The organism is Riemerella columbipharyngis (assembly GCF_900101995.1).
Taxonomy (GTDB): domain Bacteria; phylum Bacteroidota; class Bacteroidia; order Flavobacteriales; family Weeksellaceae; genus Riemerella; species Riemerella columbipharyngis.
In genome coordinates, this window is the sequence record NZ_FNAS01000018.1 from 1 (window position 1) to 23,070 (window position 23,070).

Below are 23,070 nucleotides of genomic sequence, written 5' to 3' on the forward strand. Positions count from 1 at the left end.
TTGTATAGCGATGTTTGAAACTTCCACCTCTCTTTTGATATTCGGAAATAACGGGTGGTTGCTAATTTGTTGTGTGAGTATTGTTTTCATTGTTTATATTGATTTTTATGGTTGAATCCAGTATCTCATATTATTTATAATAGTGTTCTCGCCCCCTGCCTTCCAGTCCATCACAATATTCTGCTTGCCTAAAAAATTAGGGTTATGAATATTTTTCACTATTGTCTTGCTTCCTGAAATAACAGCTATCGTTAAAATATCACCGAAATAAGTGTAAATGATTATTCCGCCGTTTGCAGTGTCAAAAAATTGGTCTAACACAAATAGTCCACTTCCAAAATAATAATTACCTCCATTATAATGAGATGCACCTACAAGAGCAACTTCAGGGCTTAGAATTTCGGCAGGATTAAAAGCCGAAGTCAAACCAAAATTAAAAGCATCTACATTCTTAACATAAAACCGTCTGTTAATCTTACACATAAAAGCCCACGATTTATCAACAGGGAAACTCGTGTGTACAAGAGCAGAAGATAAAATGGGGGCATATCTGTTTTTTGACGGAAGTTTTGTGATGATAGCTCCTTTTTCATAAATCATTATTTCTTCATCATCTGAAATTTTATTGATGTAAACCATATCCTCCGAAACCAACTGCATAGGCAGGTGATAAAGATTTTTCATAAAATTTCTAACAGCCTCTAATTCTTCCGGCAGCTGAGAGATATTGTTGGGAATTTGTTGGTTTACCGTAATGGTATCCGGAAACAGCATTTGAATATCCGCCTGGTCGCTGAATGCCAGCTCTCCATTGTCGTTTACTTTTAGTTTTTTGCCAAACGAAACGTCGTTACTCTTGTCTTCAAGTCCCCTTAGCTGCAACTTTGCACCCGTAGCGTCCAATACTCGAACTACCCCTTCGGGTATTCTCATATCCGTGTTACCGATGTTTTTGCCCAAGTCCCCTGCTGGTAGCTTGGCACTTTCGCCATCTTCATTCACACCCACCACAAAGGGAAAACTATTTGTATTCCCATTATTCTTTGGCTTAGGTAGTTTTTCTCCTATTTCGTCAAAGGTCTTGGAAAAGCAATCTCTCATCTTGCGTTCTGTAATCAACCCCTCGTCGTTATCGGGAAGATTTCTGTTTATTTCTTCTAATCTGCTCATATCTTTATATTCTAAATCCTGTATTATAACCTCCGGAGAAACCTCCAACAGCTCTGATATCTGAAACATCTGCATTGTAAAGGTATAGTGCCGTATTGGCGGTAAAGGTTAAGTTCAATATACTGTCGTCCTCATACTGCTCTCCTGTATTACCTTCGTAGTTCGACAAATAAGCTGCGTTTTTTTTATTACCCATTACCCAAAGTCTTCCATTGGCATCCGGAATCAATAATATCAGTGCTTCATTTTTCACCTTTGAGATAAACCCCGTGTTCCTTGCATTCAGCTCCAAGATAGAGGCTTTCAGCTCTGTGGATAGCTTCCATCTTTTAATACTGCCCGATGTCTTTTCCGTTAAAGAGTTTTGGTTGATGAATAGATCTATATAGCTTAGACTTTTATGCCCATAAAGAGATATTCCCTTTCTCTCTATCACTCTGGAGGACGAGAAGCCTGAAGCGGCAGGAAGAGCTATCTTACTGAAATAATTTGCCGGAGCATACCACACTCGGGTACTTATTCCTCCTACAGCTTTGTTCTGTGGGCAATAAGGTAAATCTTCTATGAAAATATCAGTATTCATAGAGCAAAAATAGCCGTGCAGACACGGCTAATAAAGGACAAACCTTGTAGTTGTTATTACAAGAATAATCCGCCTTTTTTAGGTATGATTTTAGTTCTAAATTCTACCTCTTGGCTTTGGTAGCAAGGGAACAAAGAGGCATTTTTTTGCATATAATCAAAAATAAACTGCAGATACATATCTGCTGATTTGCTAAATTGCTCTCCGAGCTTATAGACCTGCTCCGGACTAAGAATCACAGACTTCTGCCATGGTAGCTCTTCGTACTGAATAACGATACCCGAATTGATAAATAGCAAATTAGCATTATATATCGCACTACATATCGCCATATTTTTGAGATACTTTTGCAACCATTCTTTAAGTTTCGGATCTGATTTTAATTCTTCTACGGTGCAAGTGCCCAAACTCATGAGCAATAAGCCCAAATGCTCCCTCATTATATCCGAGAGGTATTGGTAAACCTCCGGAGATTTCCCTATGCCGTAGAACTTCTGAAAATCAAAAAGAGAGACCAGCTCAAATTCGTCTTGAAAAAATGTATTATCCGCTTTCAAAACATCATCTTTTTCAATTTCTTTTAATGCAGAAAATAAATTGTCATTCGCCTTTTTCAGCCAAGACAAGCCCAAATCTCTAATATCCCACCACGGTGCAACCCTCGCTTTGTCGTGGTCGTATTGATTGATCCCAAAGTTTGAGATATACACTTTAAGCCTCGGAATATCCAGCACGAAAGAAAATAATATCCCTGCTCTGGCTAATTTTTTATATATAGCCGGATTGGAACTCTCTAAGCTCTCAAACTGAGAGCGTGAAACGAAAGGAAATATTTTAGTTTCAAAGCCGGATTCTTGGTCTATCAAATCCAAGTCAAAGTTTTTAGGTATCGCTATAAGCTCTTTGATTAAATTGTTGGGTATTATTTTTTCCATAATTTAGAGGACATTTTTAGAAATTTTTAGTTCACGACTTTGGTTTGTCCGTTTGGATTTTTGTCAAGTGTCGTAAGATTAGTATTAGGAAATTTAGCCACAAGGTCCGGATTCCATCCGTTCCATTTTTGGATCAACCGGAAGATAAACAAAGTACGGATATGCTTTCTCGGAAGCCTTGCACAAAGGATTGTCCACGCTTCCCTTTTATCTGATCCGGAGCCACTAAGGTTCTTGCCCCCGGGAACACCAGCACCGAGCAAAGCAGGATCTACCCCCATAGAGAAAAGTATCTCGGAATTGCCGGCAGAAGCATCCGGTAGAAATTCGCCATTCGCCTGATGTTGTTTTATTTCTTCTATTTGAATTCCCTTGATAAGCTCTCCCGAATTTCTATCTCGAAAAAATGGAGAAATAAGAGATTTGCCGGAACCATTGTTGCCGCTGAGATTATCGTCGATGCTATTCACCAATTCATCTCGGTAGGCTTGTTTTAGATTGTTATCGAATTTATTCCACTCGTCCACCCCGTATCGATGAACAAAATAATCGTCAGCAATGTGTATCAAATATTTGAAATTAAACTGCTGCTCGAACATCATCTTTTTGAGTTCCGGTACTGCCATCACGACATCCATCCATCCGGACTTGAATGAAGAATGCCACCCGACACTCGGATAAACCTTTTCCACTATCAGCGTATTGATGATAGGCACGATAAATTTTCTAATGCCTTTCTCTTTGCAGTAGGTTTTTATTTCCTCAGGGCTTAGGTTCTGAGAGAAGCACGGCACTTTGATATTATTCTTAACATCAAATTCCGTTTCGTTCCACGCCGTATTGATGATAACATTCTGTATCATCCCGTTTTTTGGTTTCTCAAACCTACAATAGGAGGCTTGGTGTCTGATAACCGAAATTATTTCCTCTCCATTGGGACTTAACAGGAATTCCGGAAAGGCAACTCCGAGAGCTTCATAATCGTAAACTATATCTGAAAGCATCAGATCAAAATTCGTCCTATCAAAGAAATCATATACTTCCGGCAAAGATGATGGCACTTTCTCTTTGAATTGTACATCGGAATCCGTCTCCACCATCTCGAAAACCCTCAAACCTATACCATAATGAGCGGAAGCCAATACTTCAAGCCCACCTACAGCAGTACCCACCTTGCTCACTTTTTGCATCAGCTCTTTTGGGTAATCGTTGTTATCTCCCCAGTTGCACCAGTCTTCCGTATCGGAGCTGTCGGGCAGTATCTTCGGAGCTGAATGTTTCGGAACATTCTTTTCGCTGCTCTTAAAATTAATAATAGCAGACGGCATTCGTGAACCTCCTACTATAAATGTATTGTCATCTATTTTTTTTCTCATTAGTACACTACTTTTTTACCGTTATATTCTATGATGAAAAGGATATTTATTTTTTTAATCTGATTGTCTACCTTGATATTCCTCGTTCTGTTTTCCCAATGGTTTGGATTTTTGAAAGCAGTATCCATAGCCAAGCGTTTAGCACCCTTCCTTTTTGGAGGATTGAGAAGTACTGCTTTTTCATAAACTTTAATACTTCCTCCGGATTTGTTTTGCAAATTGAATGTTCTAACTGTGATGGAAAAAGGGATAGGATTATTTTTTTTATCCAGCTTTTTCATATCACTGAGAACATCAGCCAAAAAAATCGTTTTTACCATAGAGCAAAAATGAAAATACCACCACCTAAAAAAAAGGACACGCCGCAGCAATAGAAAAACAAGCCTTATTCTCAAAAATTTTTTGTTATTTTATTGAATTGCAACGAATTAAAAAACAACATTAGACAAGTATTCTCAAAATTGAAATTACCCTCACGGGGCCTCCTTAATCCAAAGTACAATTACACTTTGAAAATTTACCGAAATATGAAATCCAACAAAAAAGCCCTGCCGGAGCAGGACTAAAAAAAGAATAATGAAAGTTAAGGCATCAAGGTAAATTCGTAATGATAAATGAATTTGAGTATTGGTAATCAATAATGTATGAAAATTGCCAAAATAAACAGTAGTCAAAGGTATCGGAGAAGTGCGTAGCGTGTTCCTGTGGAATGGTAGAGCTTCTCTCCGATGATTTGTCTTTTTTGAATGCATCGTCAGAAGTCAGTGGTGCATTCTCCATTGAAATGATCAAATTTGGGCATTGGTTCTCGTTAATTCTTACAATGGGCAGCTTATTGTTCTGCTCCGAAAGAATCTCGTTTATCAGTCGGAATTTATCGATATGGCTCGGATTATTCGTGTTAGGAGTCTTATTGATCACTCGCCAACCGGCAGAACGAAGCATATTCTCTACATCCTCTGCTAAGGTCGTCTTAGAGTTGGCTTCTTGTTTATAGCCAGAACGGTCGTGATACAGATGAACCACATTACAGGATGATTTGTGTGGTTCGTAGTAATCAATGAACAATCGAACCATATCCGATAGCTTATCTGGATTTTTAACAAAGAACTCTTTGATAAACCGAACCTCATTGATAGATGTAAGATACTGAGATACCGTACCGCAATTGATACGCCCACCGAAGTCAAGATTAAACTGCAATGGAATACCTCTAATCAAATCGGTATCATACCTGCAGCTTGGCTTATAATCTTCCGACAAGCCCCCCATATCGTCCACATTGTATCTATAAGAATAGTAGTGGGTATCGGCTTTTAATTGTGAATAAAAACCATCGGTAACCCCACGAGGACGAATATTCATTATCTCGGCATCGAACAATACTTTGGATAGAGCTTCCTCCTTCATTTGTTCTATCCACCCCGGAGTTAGATTGTGTTTGTTTACCAACGAAGTGAACTTCAAGAATGCAAACTTCTTAGGATTTTTCCGTGCTTTTTCTTCTCGGTTGGTAAACCATTCTCCTTTCTGAGTCATCGCTACAGAAGACACGAATATCGTAGAATTGAGTAATGTTTTATTCTTAAATTGAGGCTTGATACTTCGGTTGGTTGTCAAGACATTGTTGTATAAATGCTCATAGGTCAATAGTGCAGCTTCATCACCAATGACAAAATAAGAATTCAACCCACGCCCAGAATTGGGATTGTCCAAAGAAACCATCACTGCAATAGTCCCATTTCGGAAGTGGATAACATTAGCCCACGAGTCCGGAGCTTGAAAAGGCATCTCAAACCCTTCCTTCTGTCCGCACCTGCCCACGATATAATCAATCCCCTCAAATAAGCCGAACATCTCCAGTCCCTCCTTGGTAGACGGCAGAGTTCTTGTCTTTATCTGCACGAAAGTTTCACCTACGATAACACCAGTAGAACGAGGCATCTGCCTTGCTGCTTCTTTCAGAAACCATCCCAAAACGGTGGACTTACCAGAACCCCTGCCGGCTTCTATGTTGATATTCTTAATACCATAACGCTGATTAGCCAAAATAGCCGTCATCTGCATTAAATTAAGCTCCAGCTTTTTTATTGGCTTAAGGATATTAGACACTTCATTATTCCTCATGTTGTTCTTCGTTATTGTCGTTTGCGGCTTCCCTAAAATCTACATCTTCTACATCCATATTATTGAAATCTACTACCCCATCAGAAAACAGTTCATCCAATTTTTTGTACACCCATCTCGGCATCTTCATATGATATTCGTGTGCCTGTATTTTATTTGGATCTACTTGGTTTTCTTCAGCATCAAAGTTGAAAAGGGAACGATACTCCTTGAGAGCTTTCACAGCGAGGTCTCCATTACCGGCTTTTCGGGCCAATTGGTATTCATTCCAAAACGCCTCTTTTAATACCTGTCTTTCAGCAGCAAGACTGGTAGCGTCCAAATCTCCGAATATCTGCATACTCCAGTTATAATCACGGTAGGCCGTAGCTCTGGATATAGAATGCTCACGCATCAAAATCTGAATGGTCTGGTGCGTCGAGTATTTATTGTTAAGTCTCAACGCCCACGCATGTGCCAGGCGCTGTTTCTTTTCTTCTTCCTTTGCCGTTAACTGAACCGAAGACTCATCCAAATAACTTGCTTTTATTCGCAAAAAAGAACTATCCTTTTTGAATTTTACTAATTCCATCAATGCAAAAATAGCCGTACAAATACGGCTGAAAAAGGACAAAAAAAGCCCCACATTTTGATGGGGCAAAAACATCAATTGAGATCCAATACAAAAACCCTCCTTACTTCATCATCGTCATCATAGTCATCGTCATCATCATAGTCATAGTCATAGTCATCGTCATCATCATAGTCATAGTCATCGTCATAGTCATCGTCATCATCGATTATTTTAAAATTACTGTGATAGTCACTATATTTAATTTTTTGAAACTCTCCGTCAATAATCTTTCCGGCTATTGATGTTCCCAAATGATCTCCGTAAGGATATTGAACACGAACCTCTGTTTCTGGATCTAACTCCGATAACATTTCAATTAACTCTTGTGCTGTCATAATTTTAATTATTTGATTATCATTTATTTACACAACAAAGATACATTCTTGTTTCATTCCTTGCAAATTGTAAGTGCTTTATTTTCTGACATTTAACTATATTTTAACTAATAAAAAGCCCCACTAAAAGTGAAGCTCTAACTGATTATTTTCTTTCCGATTTCTTCCACTACTTTTACCGTTACGGCATTGCCAATCATCCCATATCGGTGCGTTTTGGGAATAGGTTTTATTACGCCATCATAATCTCCGTACTTCGTCCAATCGTCCGGAAAGCCCTGCAATCGTTCGCATTCGATTTCCGTAAGTCGTCTTATTCCTTGAGGATAAATCACAATATTATCCTTTTGTACAGATGTAAGCGTATTACTTACTCCCAAAGAGTTAGTCTCTAATCGTTGTTCCAATTTTATTCCCGATTGGCGACTGGTAGGATTAGCAGGATTCCTTCCCCTTAATGCTCCTATAACCAAAGGTAAAGCACTAAGCCCGGCACCTGTTTTATTCCGAAGCGTGGGAGTAGTATTATCTTTTCTTTCTCTAAACCCTTCATCATACCTAAAATCTCCCACTTGTAAAAAAGTATCAGATGCTCGTTGTCCAAATTTAGGATTTATACACGAACAATTTTCGGTTTGTGGCTGCTCTCCTTTTTGTTCATTTTTTCTTGAAGATAATTTGTCATCTTCTCCGATAGGAAATACTCTGGGCTTACTTCTTCCATCAAGATGTCCGATAAGGTATATCCGCTCTCGATTTTGGGGTAAAAACCACTTTGTATTAAGCAGTTGCCATTCAAGTCGGTAACGCCCAAGGTGGGTAAACGCTTGGACAATTGCCCAAAAGTCTCGGCGATTATTACTGGAGAATGCTCCTTTAACATTTTCCCAGATAAAAATATCTGGTTGGAGTTCTCTAACCACTCGCATTGCTTCTTTAATAAGGCGTGATTTATCTCCTTCAAGCCCTGTTCTGTCTCCTGCCATACTGAAATTTTGGCAAGGACTTCCGAAAGTGATAATGTTGATTCTTTCATTGATGTTTGATGTGTTTAACTGCGTAATATCCCCTAACGAAATTGCATCTGGAAAATGTTTTTTATAACAAGCAACGGAATGTTTATTAACCTCAGAAAAATAATGTTTGTCGATTTCAAACCCTGCATTTTTCAATCCTAATGAAAACCCTCCAATGCCTGAAAACAGATCTAAAACATTCACTTTTTGTTCCATTTTTCTAAATCTTTTTCAGTAAGCAGGTTACCATTTCTGTAAACCTCAAATGCCAAATTATTTTCACGCATATAAGCTACCCAGCGGCGTACAATGACATCTGAAAATCTCGGATCTAATTCAAAGCCACGACACTGTCTCCAGTTCTGCTCCGAAGCTATCAAAGTAGAACCAGAACCCAAAAATCCATCTGCGACAATATCCTTTTGCTTACTTGAATTTTTAATCAAATAACCAATCAAGTCCAAAGGCTTCATCGTAGGATGATCTGCATTTCTAACAGGCTTGTCAAATCTTAAAACAGAACTTTGCTTCCTATCGGAGTACCAAGGATGGGCCGCTTCAGTATTCCACCCATATACAATGGAACGATGTGTTTCTATTTCCGCAGGCTGCGTTTCTTCACAGAAAATAATAGGCTCGTGCTGCATATGATAATCCAAACGCCCAAGAACAAATGAATTTTTCACCCATACCAAAGTGGATGAAATTTTGTATCCGGCAGCTAACATAGCACTTCTAAAATTGATAGCTTCGGAATCAGAATAGAACACATAAGCAGGTGCTCCGGAATTCGAAAATACATAAGTATTCACAAAAAAATCATATAAAAAATGATAGAAATTTTCATCAGACATTTTATCATTTTTAATTTTTAACTTTTCTTTTGTACCTCCTTGGTAATCTACATTATACGGAGGATCCGTTACTAATAAATCCACTTTCTCATCGCCTAAAATTTTAGCCCAATTTTCGGAGTCGGTAGAAGAACCACAAAGAAAGCGGTGCTTGATTCCCTTATCCACAGATACAAATTCAAACAAGTCACCTTCTGCACTTTCAAATTTTTCATACACCGTAGCATCAAAGTCTCCTTCTTCCTCCGGAGACAGTACTGCATTTTGTTTCAGGAACTCGTCATAGTCCCCCATATCCATACCGATATCTTCGAGGTCTATATCTTGGAAAAATTCCTCTATCTTCTCCCAGTCAAAAGCTCCGTTGTGAATGTTGGAGCGGAGCATATATTCCTTAAATTCTTCCTCTGTGAGTTTTCGGTTCGGTATCCTTACATCTATTTCTTCGTCGCCTCTCTCCAAAATGAATAATGCAGCTATACGCTGGTGTCCGGCTAAAAGAACATTGTCAAAATCAACAGCAGGAATTTCTACAAGGTTAAATTTCTCAATACTCTTTTTCAGCTTATTCATTTCGTCATCCGAAATCGTTCTCGGATTGAAATCGCAAGGCACTAATTCTTTTACTTTTCTTTTTACGGTGTACCACTCAAGTGGTGCTAATATTTTATTTTCCATCATTCAATAATTTTTCACAAGCCATCAGCTCGTTTATTTTCTCTTGTAATTGTTCTTTTTTTAGGTTAATACTATGCAGTTTGGAGGTATAGCCAGAAGCGTCTTTTTCCGGTAGTTCTACCTCCATTTTTTCTATTGTTTTTTTTCTTCTCGAGATAGAAGCTCTTAATTTATTTTGCAGCTTAAAAAGCTCCAATTCTGAAAGTCCGGACAAATCTTTCTTAACGCCGGTAGGCATTATTCTTTTATAGACTCGGTAGTGTTTTAGGATTTTCTGGCATTCATCAAAAACTTTGAAACACTCGTAGATTTTGCATTGAATCGCAAAGGCCTCAGACACGGCGGTAGAGGGTAATTTATTCAAAGCTATTTTGAGCGAACAAGACTCCAGCCATACCTGCCATCTGCCCCTATATACCGGATGAAGTTCCAACGGATAGTCTGCAATGAAATCATTAAAAACCTTTCTTTTCTCGGCATTTGCATAACCCAACACCTTCGGTTTTTCGGTTTCCGTTTTTTGCTCCGTTATTTTTTCGGCTGCCGGTTTGCCAGCCGTAGGTTTAACATGGTCTCCCGAAAGCCTCCCTATCTCATATTTTAGCTTTGCATAATTCTGAAGTGAAAAATTTGCTAAACTCTTAGCCAAACGCCCACTCCCTCCAAGCCTTTGGAAATCTGATAATAAACGCTGGTGTACTTCTTTGTTCATAAGAAAAAAAACAGCAGGACAAGCCCGCTGTTTTCAACAATTAAATAGGATTATTTTTCGGGCTTTGCTTCTACTTTTGGTTTATCGCCTTTCTGTTTCAGTTCCAACGCCCGAGATATTATTATCACATCCTCCGAAAAGCCTTGTGTTGCTCTTAGGCTTTTCAGCTTCCGGAGTCTTGGTTCTTCCAATTTAGATAGAGGAACATCAGCTTCCTTTGCAAGAACCAACCAAGATGCTCCCTTCTCCAAAAACTCCAGTGCATTGTCTGGAATATCGGAAACAATATAATCGCCCTTGGTACTTATTATTTTAGTGCCAGTTTTTACTCGTAGTTTAAAATATTTTTTGTCCATTACGGTGCAGGTTCTAAGTTAATTTCACCCTCATAATAATAAAGCTTCGTATTTGCCATTACTTTGGCTGTGATACCGGAATTGTCGTCTACCTTTTTACCAGAAGTAGCATCAGCGGTATCGATATAAGCACCTAAATCTTTATTCCCAAGTACAAACAGTTTTCCTTCGGAATCTTTTATCGCATACACACACGGCGTATTTTTGTAGGCATCTATAAAGCCCAAGTTTTTCACTTTCAGTCCCGGAATAAGGAAATCCAACTCCGTTTTTACTTTCTTATTTCCGGTATTTCCGGTAAGGCTCATTTTTAGTTCATTTTCATCAAATTGAACATCAATGAACTTCCAAGATTTTCCGGTATCTAAAACAATACCCCCTGTACCTATTTTCACACGACTTTGGTAGTCTGCACCCGGAGCAGGCTTCGCAAAAGTTTTCACAAAAGCCGTAGGTACATAGTACAGCCTTGTGGTAAGCCCTGAAAATGAATCTTCATTAGGACAATTCTCAAGATTTTCGTGCGGTGTATTATCAAAACATCCAGCCATTTTTCTATTTTTTAATGATTAAACTTGAATTTCCAGCCACTAACTGAAGAAGTAAATCTTCGTCTTTGGCAATTTCCTTTTGAGTTTTCACTTCTCCGTTAATTCGGATTTTCTTCGGAGCTTCATCTGTGAACTTGTATTGCTCACCATTAAACTCAAAATCTTCCCCCGGAATTACTTCTACTTTGGTAGTTGTATTTTTCTCGTTGAACTGCGCCTCTCTTTGGTTAAGTTCTTCTTCTCTTTCGTTGAGCTGCGTTTCTCTTTCATTCAGTTGAGCTTCTTTCTCATTAAGCTCTGTTTCTTTCTGTATCAACTCATCGGCTGTTGGTTCAGCCGAATGAGTGTTGTTATTATCTTTTTCCATTCTTTATTAATTTATGCTGTTAGACCTCTCTCGTTAGGGTAGAATAATTTATTTTGCTCGTTGTTATTCAATCCTCTGTTTTTGCTTCCGTCTGCGGTATGCATATAAACCAATTGGTTGATAGCATAATCATAGCCGAGGGTAAACTCTCCGTACACTCTTAAAATTCTATCTTGTATCTGAACATCTGTAAGTTCTGAAGGATTTTCAATCTCGTCAATTAGTCTTAGTAAATTGTTGTCCACCGTAGATACAATAGTTCCTTGGGTTAAATTTGGAATGCCTACAATTCTTCGGTTACCCAATCTCGTTATGCTCGAATTGGTTTGGAATTGGGATTGTCCGTATCTATCCTCATAAGCTATTTTATAATCTTCAGCATCAACAATATTCATAAATATTGTTTTGATTTTTTGTCTCTGCTGAGACGGCAACCCTCTTTCATAAGCTTGTACTACATCCAAGATATTGGAACTCGTAATAGCATCACCCGGAATCAAGAATGCAGGGTTTTTAGTATCTATCGCTATTTTTCTGTGGATTTCGTTGATACCATCCATAGAAGTACCGAATACAGGATTCTCTGAACCTTTCTTAGTTTCATCATATACCCCTGTAATAGAAAGGGTATTGACATCATCAATAATCTTATCTTTCAGCATCTGGATAGCCATTTTAGAGATGTTTTTTTTATCCAATGGTTTTCCTTCATCATAATCACCCTCTAAACATGTTCCAAGAATTTCAGCCGGATCAAGCTCAAAATCTATTTTCTGATGAAAATTGGTTAAATTCTTATTCAAGAAAGTAATATCACCGTAAGGCGTGAATTTTTTACTTTCAAAAATCTGAACCACATTACTCATCAAGGCTTGGATAGTAGGGTATTTACTCCTTACTTTAGTTACCGTTCTACAATACTGGTTTATCTGAATATCAGAAGACAATATTGCTGACTGCATTACATTTGGAATTGTTTTTAGATAAAGTATTAATTCTGTACGAATGTCCTGTATGTTTAGATTATTTGCCATTGAATATTTGTTTTAAAATTTTATTATGTGCATGATTAGGATTTATGTATCCGTCTATTAATCCATCTGTTTCTTCTTCCTTGCCGGAGTTTTCAGGTAGTGAGTGACGGTCTTTGGACTCTCCATATTGCTTACAAGTTTCACCCAACAAAACAATAGAAGCCACCAAGCTGTCTCCTGCCTTTAGTCCAGAAATTTCCAAGGCTTGTTCTACAGCATTTTCTACTTCGCTTACTTTGGTCTCCGCCGATTTAAGGCTTTCCTCCAAAGCAGTCGTGTCATTCTTTTTAAGAGCATCTTCAATGATCTGAAGCTGGTCTTCGTCTAATTTCGCAAAGGGCTTTTTGTTTCCAAACAGCCCGGCATTTAGTGATATTTCACCAAGTGCCAATAGTGCAGTAAGTTTTTGAAATCTATTATTCATATCTAAAAATTAAAATTTGTTCAATGCATCTTCGAGCGTTCCAAGCTCGTCTATCAGACCTATCTCTAAGGCTTCTTTCGGTGTGTATGTTTTCCCTTTGAAGACATGCCCGTCGTCTTTTAGTTTTTCGCCATAGTTGGCTTTTATTCTACCGATAAAATCATCGGTTAATTGTTTTAGCCTTTCTTTGTATAGTTCCTCATTCCCTTTCATCAGCTCTCTTATTTCTTGGTTTTTCTCGGTGGATTGAGGGGCATAGAGTTCATAAATCTTAGCGCCCCATTTTTCAAACATCGCCTCGAAATCCTGATAAGAAAGCATTGTTCCTATAGAGCCAATAAGGTCCGCATAAGGGCTTGCCATATGGTAATCACAACCGCTCGCAATATCTTGAGCCGCCGAACATTGGTATCCGGAAGTATAAGAGATGGTTGGGGTTTCCAAGTTTTTGATAATGTTTGTGAGTTCTGCCGTTCCGGAAACCATTCCCCCTCCGGAATCAATATTCAGAACTATACCGGATATGGCTGGATTGCTGTCCAATTGCTTTAACAATTTACCATAAAAAACAGTACCCAAACAGCCATAGTCCGAATACTTCATTATCGGACCTATGATATTGAATACCACCGGAAACTTCTGGTCAGCGTTCCCTATTCCCTGTGCCGTAATATTTTCAAGGAATAACAGCTCTTGTCTGTTATGATCTAAGTTCTGAGCTTTAAAAACAGAATGCTTTGTCACCAATGATGCAATCACTGATAGCAAATAGCTCTTCTCTATCGCCAGAGGGGTATTGAATAATGTATTAATGCCAAACATAGTCTCAAATGTTTGGCAAACTTATCCCAATGGGCTTGGGATTTAAAGGACAAAACGAGGGTCTAAAATCGTAGTGCCGTAGATGGAAACCTCGTATTTATCACTTCCGGAATTATCGTCCTTTATCCGGTCGTGCAGGTCTATACTCATAGGTTCTCTATTGTTTCCAATGAATATTTTGTCATTATTGGTCACCAGTGCAACGGCAAATTTCCTTTTCCCAAAAACATCAAAAATACTCGGTATCAGATAGTCAGACAAATAGATCCCCGTCGTGATATCCACTTCAAAATAAGCATTGTCGTTGTTGTATTTGAGGTTTATATTCCGTGCAAAGTCTTCCGGAACTAAATCAGAGAATACCGTAACAGGCTTTATGGTAGGGACTACCTTATTTTTTTGGTCTAAAAAATCTATATCTTTAGAATGGTAAACCTCAATGCTTCGGATTTCTCTGAAAAAACCATTCGTAGTACTTTTTATTTCCATATTTTAAGGGACATTTTTAGAAATTTTTATTTAATAAATCTTTCTTTTTTCTTGTGAAATCTCGAAAGATAGCATCATAATACCCATCAGAGTCATCAATACCATAGAACTCCAATATATTAAAGATGGTATCTTTATATAGAATTCCGTATATCTCCTTAGCCATAATGGCTTGTTCAAATAGATATTCTCGGAATGTTTTTTCCAAAACTTTACTCAGCTGCTTCTTTTTGGCATCGGTAAAGATTATCCCATACTTTTCGTAGTGGGCATAATTAATCACAACCCTGTACGAATACTCTTGCTTGTATGAGCTTTGTACAGGCTTATAATTATAATAATCCCTTTTTTTGCTAAGGACGGTAGTAACTAAAATCCCCAGCCAATCGGTTCTATTCAAATAGAACTCCTTGCCATATTTAAAAGTCAAAAACTTCTTTACAGCTCTGGATACCGGAATATCTATGTATAACATAACTGATATTTGATGCAATGATATAGATTAAAACCCTGTCTAAGTAGGACAAATTAAAATCTTACTGATGAATATTGATACCCTTTTTCATGGAGAATTTTACAAACTTCAAGTACTGAGGTACGCCCGGAATTTTTGGTTAGTTCCAAGTATGTCGTATCGTTCCAATCTATATTATACCAAATATCCCCATCTACATAATAAATCCTTACCTCTATTACTGTTTTGTAAATGTTAATTTGTGCCACTCTACTATCTTTTTCTCTTTTGAAAAATATACAGCCTTGATAATTTTCCGATGAAACCATTTTGTCTATATTAATATTCACCAAATTCAAGGCGGTCTCGGGTATAAATTTTCGCCAGTGAAAAACAGGAACATTAGGATTGTCCGTCAGTTTTTTTTTCATCTACTTAATTTTGCCTATAACATTTCGTACTTATCCATCATCATAAATTCCTCTATCTTTCCATTCTCATTTTTTTTATAGACCAATCTTTTGACCTCTAAACCATCCATTAGTTCTTCCCAATCCAATGAAAGCTCCCTGCATAAGTTCGGCAGATCATCTTTCTCCAAAAACTTATTAGCCTTTTTCATTGTAGCATGGATCTGCTCCGCCAACAATTGCTTATACTTTTGGGTTACATACTCGGCGGCATGGGCTTCATCAATGCCGTAGTCCAGTAGAGTGCTGTATATCTCTATCCTATACTCTTGTTTTAATAATTTCATCATTTTACTTCTGTTAATATTCTATCATATATCCACGCATAACCGTCATAAGGAATAGGCGTGTAATCTATTTCTTTGTACTTCCTACTGTATTCTTGAAATTGCAGGTATTTCGGGGGCATGTATTTTTCTACAATGGCCAATTGCTCTTTGTAAGAGTATATTTTACCAATGTAAAAATGCCCTATAAGATTACCATTGAAGTATATGCCGTGCATATATTCGTTGGTTTTTAGGCTTCTAATCTGCACCACTTCCATATTCATAAAAATCTCGCAAAAGAACATAGGACAGTGTTCTATCAACTTTTGCTGGTAGTGTTTTTCTATTTTAGAAAAATCCTCGTAGTCGTGGACTATTTTATGGTTCGGAAAAGGCATATTTTTTTTATTTTTCAATTTAGTTAGGTTATTTTCCTCAAAAACTTTCCAACAATCCAACAAAACACATTTTCAATTAGTTAGGCGTTGGAAACCCCTGTTTTCTGTTGGAAACTGTTGGAAACGGAAAACACTTTCCAACAACTTCCAACACTTTCCAACAACTTTCCAACATACTTTTTTTATTTAAAATACTCTTTTTTAATACCTTAGGGCTTGTTGGAAATGTTGGAACTTATTTTTGCCCTTTCGGCGACTCGCTTTATAAAAAAAAAGAAAAAAAATCAGAACGGAACTTCGGGGCTACCTTCCTCCCTACTACTATTATTGGGGGTTGCAGGGGGGTAAAGGCTTTCCATACCGTATTTTTTATCTTCTTCATCTTTCTGGATATTCAGAGCAAAGAGAATAGACTCTTTGTTCTCCAGCTTCTCTAAGTCTATTACATAGGCTGAAGTATTGATATTATTTCCAAATCTGAACGATTTCAATTCTTCCACAAATGCACCGGACTCCTTGATTTTATCCCTTAGTGTGCCTTTAGCCGGACACGACTCCGCAAACCTCGGATACCATTCCGTCTGGATTCTATTATAAACCTCCGTAAAACGGATATACAAAAGATTGCTGTGTACTTGTAAATGCACGCCTCTCTGAAGCCTTTGCAGCTCTGTACCATAGAGGCACGCCACAAATACATCCCAGAGCTTCGACAATACATTGGCATTATCCAGCTTATTTTTGAGATTCTTCGCCCAATTGTCAAAAACTTCCAGCATCTCAGAGGTTGTAAATGGAAATACAAAATCATTAGTATCTTTCAGAAGCTCATGCGTAGCTCCTAAAATGGAGTAGTTTGTGATGATCCGGTCTATCATCCCCTCGAATGCCGGACGAGCTGAGATAATCTTTTTGTAAAGATTAAATTTCTCCGAAAACTTCTCCACAAACAAGTTCCTGTACCATATACATTTCTCCATATAAGCGGTTATATTCTCCGTTGTCATCTGCTCCAGCTTTTCAAACTCTCTTTTTTCTTCTACGGTGAATTGGTTTTTAGTCATCTCACCATAGAGCAATCTGGTAAGCACGGCGTCATCTGTAGGGGCTTGGTTACCTGTTACAATTGCAGAACATAGAATAGGAGATGCATCAGTACTTACCATAGAGTCCAATGTCGCTCTTTTATAAGACCCTCTATCCCATATCCCTTTGAGCATTCCGTCCACTTCCTTGTCTCCGTTGGTAAACTCGGATAAATGGACGACCATATTGGAGAACTCTCCAAAGGAACGCAACTTGGCTTTTCCGGTGGATTGTTTATTCTCAAGGTTTATGAAGTCTGTTTTGGCTATACCAAACATCTTTTTGATACAACCATACAGCTCGTCTTTACCTGTGGACGGCGGGCCGTATAGGAACATCAAAGGGAAGCCCTTGGCCACATCTACAATAATATCCTGATGAGCAGATGCAAAGGCAAACAACATCCCTATGATACCATAGTCTCTATGCACTTTTCTCATCTGCCCAAGATAGTCCACCATTGGAACACTCCAAGACTTGAGCTGTACTCTTTTTTGTTGGGCAAATTTGTAAGGATTAGCCCTGTAAATTTCATTGGCAGAAGGCACATAGTAGGAGTGCCCATCAAAATGGAATATCCCGTTTTTATCGATAGGAATACTCGGCTGCCCCGGAATAGTTACAGAATTATTCCAAGCATAAAACCCTTCTGCATTCCACCCCAAAACATCTACACGCCTACCCACGCCCATATTATCATAGAGATAGGCCGTGAGCTTATCCAGCTCTTTTTGATTACCGTTCCATTGGTAATTCCCTTGGTTGGCACACTGTTTTTTGAAGTCCAGAGGTGTCGTCAAAGCATCTGCTTTTACATCAAAAATTCGTTCATCTCCGTGAATATTGGATATCCTTAGTAGTTTGGAGGCAAACTTCTCATCATTCATATGCTGGAGTATCTCCACAGAAAAGTTGGAAATACTCTTGAAAGTGATAGGATAGTCAAATCGTTCTTGTACAAAGATTTGATTGTTCGAAATAAAGAGCTGATACTTCTCTATGATAGGTATTAACTGCTCCAATGGTGTAGTAATACCGTTCGGAAGCTGATAAAGGTCGTTATCCGAATTGACATTTTGGATGATTTCTGCTTCTTTTTCTTTCATCAAGTTTCTAATGAAAGCCGGCTTTTGCTTAGATAACTTTATGAGATTATCCGTGTATATATTCCGAAGTGTAGTGTCCGAAATTTTGGATATTATCTCTGCAAGCTCCTTAATGCCGTTAGCTCTGTCTAATTCATCTCCTTTCAATTTTTCAAGGCATAAGACATCAAAGCCTTTATTTATATAGGGTTGCAGGGAGTGCAACAATCCCACCTCTTGGATTTTATCGAGATAGGCCCTGCTGTAATCGTCCGGATCTACATCCGGAAGCCGGCAAACTTCTACTGAAAAGCCCTCCGTAATGAGCAGAGGAATATACTTAAGCATCGCCTTACGCCCTGCATTATCGGGGTCTAAACAAAGCGTCACTTTCTGAGTCAGCTTTTTTAATTCCTTGATATGTATGTGTGTAAGTGCTGTGCCGCATATTCCTACGGTATTTTCTATGCCGTATTTGTGCCAAGCGATGACATCATTGTAGCCCTCCATCAGCCATACACGCCCAAATTTGGAGATGGCGTTCTTAGCGGAATTAAGCCCAAACAGTATCTTTTCTTTTTTGTAAAGCTCTGTTTCTGGTGGGTTCATCCACTTGGCTTGCTTCGGGTCACCGGACAAATCTCTGTGGGCAAAGCCAGCTATATGGTCTTGGCTGTCATAAATAGGATAAGTCAAACGATTCCAGACTTTATCGTTGTTTTTATCATTTACCAACCCTAATTTCTTAGCAATTTCTACAGCCCCGGAAGCCACAAACAGCTCATAAATAAACTTACCTCCCGGAGCATAGCCCAGTTGCCACTCTTTTACATCTTCAGTAGTGTAGCCTCTTTTCGCTATTTCTTGCCATGCAGGGTGGTCTTTCGGTAGCTGGTGTAGGTTTTCTACAAACTTTTTGTTTATCGCCTTCAGGTAAGAGCGAAGCGATTTTTGCTCGACTCTTTTTTTGCGGAGAAGTTCTGTGTCCGCTTGGCTCTCGTACTCCATCTGAAGCCCTTTCATCCTTGCAAGTTCTTCTATGGCTTCCGGATACGAGAGTCCTTTTACCTTCATCACCAAATCCACAACACTCCCATAGGTGTCGGTAGAAAAGTCCATAAACCGCTGGGTGCTTGCCTTGATTTGGCAGCTGGGTGTTTTCTCCTCTTTGAATGGAGATTTGCACCAGTAGTGAGCACCTTTCTTCTGCAGCTGAATACCAAGGCTCTGGCAAACCTCCAGTATATCAGTATTAAATAAAAGGCGATCAATAAATTCTTTTTTTATGTACCCCATTTGCTTGTTGATTTAGGGAAAAGCCTTTTATACTTATCCCTTAAGGTTCTAACATCTTGCTTAGCCCTTGTCTTAGCATATACCTGCACAAAGACTCTTAATTTTTTATTCTTTATTTTAGAATGGTAAATATTCATCATCCTGAAAATCATTTTTTGTTGCCTCGGTGATTTTCGGTGTGGATTTCTTTAGATTTCCAATGAATACCGCCTTTATTTTGTCTTGATGGAATTCTTCTTTCAGAGGTACAGATATAGAGCCATCATTACCGAACTGGTCTGGGTCGTCTGCTATGTAAACATTTACATTAATTAAACGAACACCTTTATCCGTCTTAAAAGTTTTTAATTCTCCTTTTTTAAGATGCTCCATGAGCTTGTCGAAGTTGATAGAGCCGTAGAATGATTGTCCCATAGTTGATTATTTTAATTGTTGTTTCACTATTCCGTTTTTTACGCTGATCAACCCCAAAGACTCCATTCGTCTTCTGTAGTAGGTTGTGCTTGCGTTTATGTTTTCGTATATGAGAGCGTTAAACTCTCTAACAGGAAAAAATTTTCTTTTAGCAAAGACACGCTTTACAAAATCCTCGTAAACTTTAGTATTTGCTTTTCTTCCCATATTTTTTTTAAAAAAATAAAAGCACTGCAACCGTCTGTCCGACCCTTATAGAAAAAAAATGTTAAGAGGAAAAATTTTATACTTAGGTCCTTCGTGCTTTTCTAAAAAACAACTTATTATAATCCTGCTTCTTTTTTTAATAATTCCTTAGCTCTATTGCGTATAGCTTCGGCTTTTTCAGAATTAAATACATATTCCAAACTCATATTTACAGTTTGGTAGCTTACCTTAAATTCTTCTGCAATTTGTTTCTTCAAATCTGGGTGGAGTCGAATTTTTTTCATTACTTTGTTTTATCAAATTAACAAGGCAAATATACAAATATATTTTATTATTAAGCAAATAAATTAGTGTAAAATAATGACTATTACAGAAAGGATATTGCAATACATTGATTACAAAGGTATTAGTAAGTATAGATTTTGTAAAGATTTAAAGTTTTCCCAATCTTTTTTAGACAAAAAAAGAAAAATAACAACAGATAAATATGCAAATATATTAGTGCAATATCCTGAAATAAATCCAGAGTGGCTACTTACCGGCGAGGGTAATATGCTGAGAAATGAACATATCACCGAAAATAAAGATACTAACATTGACAATATATCAAATACTAAAGATGAAATATCTTTACTACGCAAGGAAAACGAATCCCTAAAAAGAGAAGTAGCCCTACTGAATGAAAATAGAGAACTTTTAACCTATAAACTACAAAATTTAGAAAAAGAAATAAGTAAAATAAATGAAGAAAACAGTACCATTAAAAGCAAGCCACAAAATAGAGCGGCAGGATAATCTATGGATAGTATGGGTAAAAATGTAACAAAAATGCCACAAAAGAAAATTTAACCAATTGTATAAAAGCATCTTAAGTGAGGATGATTAGTCCCTGTGGGTCTACAACCACACCATAATAACCCGATGATTTTCAGCGGGTTATTTGTTTTAAAAAACGCTTTGTCCCGAATATGTCCCTAAAAATTGGATTAAAACTAAAAAACCTCATCTATTTTTAGCTGAGGTATCAAAAAAAATAACCCCGCTTTTGCGAGGTCATTTACTTACTGCTCTTGGAGTGATTTTTGAATATTGGTTAATAACTCTAATTCTAAATGAGGCGTAAGAGTTTGAGCAAACATTAAAACCCGTGCTATTTCTCCTGCACTTGCTCCGAAGCTTTGGCGGAGGTCTCCACTGCTTAGGTTATCATTTTCGCTAATAAAATGTAAAGCCGTAGCACACACGCCTATTATATCATTTATTAACCACCCCAGCTGGTTTACTTCCGCGAACTCGGTGTTATTTAGCCCTTTTTCTTGGTTAGATACAATCCACTCTTTTAGGTCAATTGCTTTGCCGTCTATGATTACGGCGGTTTCTTTTTTGTTCATAATGTTTTACTTTTAGGAATAACAAACCCCCGCTACGGTGTCCTATGCTGTAAAACGAGCATTCGGGGGCTTTCGCCGTACCGCACCAACGGGGGTAAAATTTATTTTTATTCGTCATAATGTTTTACTTTTAGGAATTGCAAAGATACATTATTTTTTCAATGTTTGGCGTTTTTCTTTCCAGTTTTCCGCACTCATAAAATTTTGTATCGTCCTATATGAGCAGTCTAATAGCTTAGCTATTTCCTTGCTATTTAGCCCCATACAATAGTATTTAAAGGCTCTTTGTTTGGTTTCGGTTGTTATTGCTTTCATAACGCATTTTTTTATTTAATCAGAAATAAAACTGTAAAAAATGGAAATAAACTTAAAATATTACAACGCACCTCATCGGGGTAGCTTTAACGCATTATTTTTTCTCAAAATATACATATACCCCCCCTCCTGCAAAATCATTGTTAAAAAGCTCCTTTTTATGCAAATAGAGGCAAAATATAGCGATTTTGGTCGTCGTCTCCCTCAAAATCTTAACTTTTTAGCTTAAAAACTTGGTGCATAGCGTATTTTTTCAAAATAATTGTTTTTATTTTCATTTTATTTCCATTTCTACCCAATTTTTTAGATGATTTCGGTTATTTCTTGGTCTATTTGTTTGATACACAGCGTTAAACTTATTAGCTCCTTTGCCGTAATTTCGGGGCTATCGGCTTTGTTTTCCAGTCGTTGCCTTAGGTTAATAAGCCTTTGCCGTCTGTCGGCTTGGGCTTGTAGTCTTAGCCTCTCATATTTCCCCGCCGTTTTCTCATTTACACCCGCCAAATTTCCGCTTTCTTTTTGATTGTGTCCCTTTGCTCTACTCTCGCAATAAGTGGCAAAATTTAGCCTTGTTTGAGCTTCGCTGGGTCTCCCGCCTTTTTTCTTAGTTGTTTCCATATTCTTCAAAGTTAAAAGTTAGTTGTATGTATTCTATCTGTTTTATGGTGCTTTGAGCTTGTTTTATTCGCTCCCTATGTTCTCGGGCTTGGCGGTTCAGCTCTCGGCGTTGTAGCCTTATAGCTTCTAAACTTCGGTAAGCCTCCAACTCGGCAAATAGCTCTTTTTGGATTAGCTCCGTTTTTTGCTTGGCTACCTTTTCGCAATGGAGGAAATAAAGCCTTATTTTGTGTCCCGCTTCGCTTTGGGTCTGCATTGCTAACATTTTAGCAAAATCCAAAGTCAAAATAAAGTCTTTGCCCTTTGCTCGGTTGCGTCTTTGCCTTAGCGTTTGTCTTATCTCTACATTAGGTTGAGTTAAGGCGTTCCCGCTTGTTCTTATCTCACCACTTTGGTGGGTTAAAGTTTGGTTTTTACTTCTTATCTCCTCAAAGTGAGTAGATAAATTCAAATAATCTACCCCCTCAACTGCAAACCTATCTCCTGTTATATAGGTTTTAACCCAACGGGTGTAATTTTGATGTAATAACCCTAAGGCGTTATAAAGGGTTGAGCATTGCACGGCTTGCCTCCCGTCCGCCGTTTTGGTCAGTACCAACGGCTGAAAATTTGTTTTTGTCATTTT

Annotated in this window: 31 protein-coding genes; 1 reads left to right on the forward strand and 30 read right to left on the reverse strand. The window is 38.0% G+C overall.

The features are described 5' to 3' along the window. Positions 1-105: 105 nt before the first annotated feature. The 26 genes from BLS89_RS08785 to BLS89_RS10720 all read right to left on the reverse strand — a co-directional run bounded on the left by BLS89_RS08785 (position 106) and on the right by BLS89_RS10720 (position 20,405). Positions 106-1,239 carry a hypothetical protein gene (locus BLS89_RS08785; protein WP_176763284.1) on the reverse strand — a complete coding sequence of 378 codons (1,134 nt, stop codon included), beginning with the start codon at positions 1,237-1,239 and terminating at the stop codon, positions 106-108. Next, positions 1,175-1,753, reverse strand: coding sequence for a hypothetical protein (locus BLS89_RS08790; RefSeq protein ID WP_092737591.1), 579 nt, complete (start codon positions 1,751-1,753; stop codon positions 1,175-1,177). Before BLS89_RS08790 ends, BLS89_RS08785 begins: the two co-directional genes overlap by 65 nt. A gap of 56 nt (positions 1,754-1,809) precedes the next feature. Then, positions 1,810-2,688 carry a DUF6712 family protein gene (locus BLS89_RS08795; RefSeq protein WP_092737593.1) on the reverse strand — a complete coding sequence of 293 codons (879 nt, stop codon included), beginning with the start codon at positions 2,686-2,688 and terminating at the stop codon, positions 1,810-1,812. A gap of 26 nt (positions 2,689-2,714) precedes the next feature. After that, a complete protein-coding gene (locus BLS89_RS08800) occupies positions 2,715-4,064 on the reverse strand; it encodes a hypothetical protein (protein ID WP_092737595.1) in 1,350 nt (449 codons plus the stop codon). Next, complete coding sequence (locus BLS89_RS08805) at positions 4,064-4,384, reverse strand: hypothetical protein (protein WP_092737597.1); 321 nt, start codon at positions 4,382-4,384, stop codon at positions 4,064-4,066. Before BLS89_RS08805 ends, BLS89_RS08800 begins: the two co-directional genes overlap by 1 nt. Positions 4,385-4,655: 271 nt before the next feature. Beyond that, the gene (locus BLS89_RS08810; protein WP_245688961.1) at positions 4,656-6,191 is read right to left on the reverse strand and encodes a hypothetical protein; all 1,536 of its coding nucleotides are present in this window, start codon (positions 6,189-6,191) and stop codon (positions 4,656-4,658) included. Next, positions 6,181-6,762 (reverse strand): hypothetical protein, encoded by a 582-nt coding sequence (locus BLS89_RS08815; RefSeq protein ID WP_176763285.1) that lies wholly within the window; start codon positions 6,760-6,762, stop codon positions 6,181-6,183. Before BLS89_RS08815 ends, BLS89_RS08810 begins: the two co-directional genes overlap by 11 nt. A gap of 74 nt (positions 6,763-6,836) precedes the next feature. Continuing rightward, positions 6,837-7,115: a hypothetical protein gene (locus BLS89_RS08820; RefSeq protein WP_143017755.1), complete on the reverse strand. Its 279-nt coding sequence runs from the start codon at positions 7,113-7,115 to the stop codon at positions 6,837-6,839. Positions 7,116-7,276: 161 nt separating this feature from the next. After that, the gene (locus BLS89_RS08825) at positions 7,277-8,371 is read right to left on the reverse strand and encodes a DNA cytosine methyltransferase (protein ID WP_092737601.1); all 1,095 of its coding nucleotides are present in this window, start codon (positions 8,369-8,371) and stop codon (positions 7,277-7,279) included. Continuing rightward, entirely contained in the window at positions 8,356-9,690 is a 1,335-nt protein-coding gene (locus BLS89_RS08830; protein WP_245688962.1) for a DNA modification methylase, read from the reverse strand. Before BLS89_RS08830 ends, BLS89_RS08825 begins: the two co-directional genes overlap by 16 nt. Then, the gene (locus BLS89_RS08835; RefSeq protein WP_092737604.1) at positions 9,677-10,399 is read right to left on the reverse strand and encodes a hypothetical protein; all 723 of its coding nucleotides are present in this window, start codon (positions 10,397-10,399) and stop codon (positions 9,677-9,679) included. Before BLS89_RS08835 ends, BLS89_RS08830 begins: the two co-directional genes overlap by 14 nt. Positions 10,400-10,449: 50 nt before the next feature. Further along, entirely contained in the window at positions 10,450-10,755 is a 306-nt protein-coding gene (locus BLS89_RS08840; RefSeq protein WP_092737606.1) for a hypothetical protein, read from the reverse strand. Then, entirely contained in the window at positions 10,755-11,306 is a 552-nt protein-coding gene (locus BLS89_RS08845) for a hypothetical protein (protein WP_245688964.1), read from the reverse strand. Before BLS89_RS08845 ends, BLS89_RS08840 begins: the two co-directional genes overlap by 1 nt. Positions 11,307-11,310: 4 nt before the next feature. Continuing rightward, positions 11,311-11,673: a hypothetical protein gene (locus tag BLS89_RS08850; RefSeq protein ID WP_092737608.1), complete on the reverse strand. Its 363-nt coding sequence runs from the start codon at positions 11,671-11,673 to the stop codon at positions 11,311-11,313. A gap of 11 nt (positions 11,674-11,684) precedes the next feature. Continuing rightward, positions 11,685-12,707, reverse strand: a complete 1,023-nt coding sequence (locus tag BLS89_RS08855) for a hypothetical protein (RefSeq protein WP_176763286.1) — start codon at positions 12,705-12,707, stop codon at positions 11,685-11,687. Then, complete coding sequence (locus BLS89_RS08860; protein ID WP_092737610.1) at positions 12,697-13,131, reverse strand: hypothetical protein; 435 nt, start codon at positions 13,129-13,131, stop codon at positions 12,697-12,699. Before BLS89_RS08860 ends, BLS89_RS08855 begins: the two co-directional genes overlap by 11 nt. A 9-nt stretch (positions 13,132-13,140) precedes the next feature. Then, positions 13,141-13,953, reverse strand: a complete 813-nt coding sequence (locus tag BLS89_RS08865; protein WP_092737612.1) for a S49 family peptidase — start codon at positions 13,951-13,953, stop codon at positions 13,141-13,143. Between the two features lie 42 nt (positions 13,954-13,995). Beyond that, positions 13,996-14,442, reverse strand: a complete 447-nt coding sequence (locus BLS89_RS08870) for a hypothetical protein (protein WP_092737614.1) — start codon at positions 14,440-14,442, stop codon at positions 13,996-13,998. 16 nt (positions 14,443-14,458) lie between these two features. Further along, positions 14,459-14,917 carry a hypothetical protein gene (locus BLS89_RS08875; protein ID WP_092737616.1) on the reverse strand — a complete coding sequence of 153 codons (459 nt, stop codon included), beginning with the start codon at positions 14,915-14,917 and terminating at the stop codon, positions 14,459-14,461. 53 nt (positions 14,918-14,970) lie between these two features. Then, positions 14,971-15,327 carry a hypothetical protein gene (locus tag BLS89_RS08880; RefSeq protein WP_092737618.1) on the reverse strand — a complete coding sequence of 119 codons (357 nt, stop codon included), beginning with the start codon at positions 15,325-15,327 and terminating at the stop codon, positions 14,971-14,973. 14 nt (positions 15,328-15,341) lie between these two features. Continuing rightward, positions 15,342-15,656: a hypothetical protein gene (locus BLS89_RS08885; protein WP_143017756.1), complete on the reverse strand. Its 315-nt coding sequence runs from the start codon at positions 15,654-15,656 to the stop codon at positions 15,342-15,344. Then, positions 15,653-16,051 (reverse strand): hypothetical protein, encoded by a 399-nt coding sequence (locus BLS89_RS08890; RefSeq protein WP_092737622.1) that lies wholly within the window; start codon positions 16,049-16,051, stop codon positions 15,653-15,655. The genes BLS89_RS08885 and BLS89_RS08890 overlap by 4 nt, the downstream gene beginning before the upstream one ends. 266 nt (positions 16,052-16,317) lie before the next feature. Further along, the gene (gene dnaG, locus BLS89_RS08895; protein ID WP_092737624.1) at positions 16,318-19,500 is read right to left on the reverse strand and encodes a DNA primase; all 3,183 of its coding nucleotides are present in this window, start codon (positions 19,498-19,500) and stop codon (positions 16,318-16,320) included. Between the two features lie 117 nt (positions 19,501-19,617). Next, positions 19,618-19,914 carry a hypothetical protein gene (locus tag BLS89_RS08900; RefSeq protein ID WP_092737626.1) on the reverse strand — a complete coding sequence of 99 codons (297 nt, stop codon included), beginning with the start codon at positions 19,912-19,914 and terminating at the stop codon, positions 19,618-19,620. A 6-nt stretch (positions 19,915-19,920) separates the two neighbouring features. Then, positions 19,921-20,121: a hypothetical protein gene (locus BLS89_RS08905; protein WP_143017757.1), complete on the reverse strand. Its 201-nt coding sequence runs from the start codon at positions 20,119-20,121 to the stop codon at positions 19,921-19,923. 116 nt (positions 20,122-20,237) lie between these two features. Then, positions 20,238-20,405: a hypothetical protein gene (locus tag BLS89_RS10720; RefSeq protein ID WP_176763287.1), complete on the reverse strand. Its 168-nt coding sequence runs from the start codon at positions 20,403-20,405 to the stop codon at positions 20,238-20,240. Positions 20,406-20,481: 76 nt separating this feature from the next. On the opposite strand from BLS89_RS10720, the gene BLS89_RS08910 reads away from it, so the two are divergent. Further along, on the forward strand, positions 20,482-20,916 hold the full coding sequence (locus BLS89_RS08910) for a hypothetical protein (RefSeq protein ID WP_092737629.1): 435 nt from the start codon (positions 20,482-20,484) through the stop codon (positions 20,914-20,916). 266 nt (positions 20,917-21,182) lie between these two features. Here BLS89_RS08910 and BLS89_RS08915 read toward each other — a convergent pair whose 3' ends face one another. The 4 genes from BLS89_RS08915 to BLS89_RS08930 form a co-directional block, all read right to left on the reverse strand. Continuing rightward, positions 21,183-21,512, reverse strand: coding sequence for a hypothetical protein (locus tag BLS89_RS08915; RefSeq protein ID WP_092737631.1), 330 nt, complete (start codon positions 21,510-21,512; stop codon positions 21,183-21,185). Between the two features lie 150 nt (positions 21,513-21,662). After that, positions 21,663-21,827 carry a terminase gpP N-terminus-related DNA-binding protein gene (locus tag BLS89_RS08920; protein ID WP_092737633.1) on the reverse strand — a complete coding sequence of 55 codons (165 nt, stop codon included), beginning with the start codon at positions 21,825-21,827 and terminating at the stop codon, positions 21,663-21,665. Between the two features lie 303 nt (positions 21,828-22,130). Beyond that, positions 22,131-22,445 (reverse strand): hypothetical protein, encoded by a 315-nt coding sequence (locus BLS89_RS08925; protein WP_092737635.1) that lies wholly within the window; start codon positions 22,443-22,445, stop codon positions 22,131-22,133. Next, positions 22,432-23,067 (reverse strand): antA/AntB antirepressor family protein, encoded by a 636-nt coding sequence (locus BLS89_RS08930; RefSeq protein ID WP_092737636.1) that lies wholly within the window; start codon positions 23,065-23,067, stop codon positions 22,432-22,434. Before BLS89_RS08930 ends, BLS89_RS08925 begins: the two co-directional genes overlap by 14 nt. Between the last annotated feature and the right edge of the window lie 3 nt (positions 23,068-23,070).

Coding starts and splice junctions, on each gene's coding strand:
- BLS89_RS08830 (WP_245688962.1), bottom strand. CDS start 9,690: ATGATGGAAAATAAAATATTAGCACCACTTGAGTGGTACACCGTAAAA.
- BLS89_RS08885 (WP_143017756.1), bottom strand. CDS start 15,656: ATGATGAAATTATTAAAACAAGAGTATAGGATAGAGATATACAGCACT.
- BLS89_RS08905 (WP_143017757.1), bottom strand. CDS start 20,121: ATGGGAAGAAAAGCAAATACTAAAGTTTACGAGGATTTTGTAAAGCGT.
- BLS89_RS08810 (WP_245688961.1), bottom strand. CDS start 6,191: ATGAGGAATAATGAAGTGTCTAATATCCTTAAGCCAATAAAAAAGCTG.
- BLS89_RS08785 (WP_176763284.1), bottom strand. CDS start 1,239: ATGTTTCAGATATCAGAGCTGTTGGAGGTTTCTCCGGAGGTTATAATA.
- BLS89_RS08790 (WP_092737591.1), bottom strand. CDS start 1,753: ATGAATACTGATATTTTCATAGAAGATTTACCTTATTGCCCACAGAAC.
- BLS89_RS08850 (WP_092737608.1), bottom strand. CDS start 11,673: ATGGAAAAAGATAATAACAACACTCATTCGGCTGAACCAACAGCCGAT.
- BLS89_RS08920 (WP_092737633.1), bottom strand. CDS start 21,827: ATGAAAGCAATAACAACCGAAACCAAACAAAGAGCCTTTAAATACTAT.
- BLS89_RS08835 (WP_092737604.1), bottom strand. CDS start 10,399: ATGAACAAAGAAGTACACCAGCGTTTATTATCAGATTTCCAAAGGCTT.
- BLS89_RS08875 (WP_092737616.1), bottom strand. CDS start 14,917: ATGTTATACATAGATATTCCGGTATCCAGAGCTGTAAAGAAGTTTTTG.
- BLS89_RS08855 (WP_176763286.1), bottom strand. CDS start 12,707: ATGGCAAATAATCTAAACATACAGGACATTCGTACAGAATTAATACTT.
- BLS89_RS08870 (WP_092737614.1), bottom strand. CDS start 14,442: ATGGAAATAAAAAGTACTACGAATGGTTTTTTCAGAGAAATCCGAAGC.
- BLS89_RS08845 (WP_245688964.1), bottom strand. CDS start 11,306: ATGGCTGGATGTTTTGATAATACACCGCACGAAAATCTTGAGAATTGT.
- BLS89_RS08795 (WP_092737593.1), bottom strand. CDS start 2,688: ATGGAAAAAATAATACCCAACAATTTAATCAAAGAGCTTATAGCGATA.
- BLS89_RS08840 (WP_092737606.1), bottom strand. CDS start 10,755: ATGGACAAAAAATATTTTAAACTACGAGTAAAAACTGGCACTAAAATA.
- BLS89_RS08805 (WP_092737597.1), bottom strand. CDS start 4,384: ATGGTAAAAACGATTTTTTTGGCTGATGTTCTCAGTGATATGAAAAAG.
- dnaG (WP_092737624.1), bottom strand. CDS start 19,500: ATGGGGTACATAAAAAAAGAATTTATTGATCGCCTTTTATTTAATACT.
- BLS89_RS08800 (WP_092737595.1), bottom strand. CDS start 4,064: ATGAGAAAAAAAATAGATGACAATACATTTATAGTAGGAGGTTCACGA.
- BLS89_RS08915 (WP_092737631.1), bottom strand. CDS start 21,512: ATGAACAAAAAAGAAACCGCCGTAATCATAGACGGCAAAGCAATTGAC.
- BLS89_RS08820 (WP_143017755.1), bottom strand. CDS start 7,115: ATGTTATCGGAGTTAGATCCAGAAACAGAGGTTCGTGTTCAATATCCT.
- BLS89_RS08910 (WP_092737629.1), top strand. CDS start 20,482: ATGACTATTACAGAAAGGATATTGCAATACATTGATTACAAAGGTATT.
- BLS89_RS08825 (WP_092737601.1), bottom strand. CDS start 8,371: ATGGAACAAAAAGTGAATGTTTTAGATCTGTTTTCAGGCATTGGAGGG.
- BLS89_RS10720 (WP_176763287.1), bottom strand. CDS start 20,405: ATGAAAAAAATTCGACTCCACCCAGATTTGAAGAAACAAATTGCAGAA.
- BLS89_RS08880 (WP_092737618.1), bottom strand. CDS start 15,327: ATGAAAAAAAAACTGACGGACAATCCTAATGTTCCTGTTTTTCACTGG.
- BLS89_RS08815 (WP_176763285.1), bottom strand. CDS start 6,762: ATGGAATTAGTAAAATTCAAAAAGGATAGTTCTTTTTTGCGAATAAAA.
- BLS89_RS08925 (WP_092737635.1), bottom strand. CDS start 22,445: ATGGAAACAACTAAGAAAAAAGGCGGGAGACCCAGCGAAGCTCAAACA.
- BLS89_RS08860 (WP_092737610.1), bottom strand. CDS start 13,131: ATGAATAATAGATTTCAAAAACTTACTGCACTATTGGCACTTGGTGAA.
- BLS89_RS08865 (WP_092737612.1), bottom strand. CDS start 13,953: ATGTTTGGCATTAATACATTATTCAATACCCCTCTGGCGATAGAGAAG.
- BLS89_RS08900 (WP_092737626.1), bottom strand. CDS start 19,914: ATGGGACAATCATTCTACGGCTCTATCAACTTCGACAAGCTCATGGAG.
- BLS89_RS08930 (WP_092737636.1), bottom strand. CDS start 23,067: ATGACAAAAACAAATTTTCAGCCGTTGGTACTGACCAAAACGGCGGAC.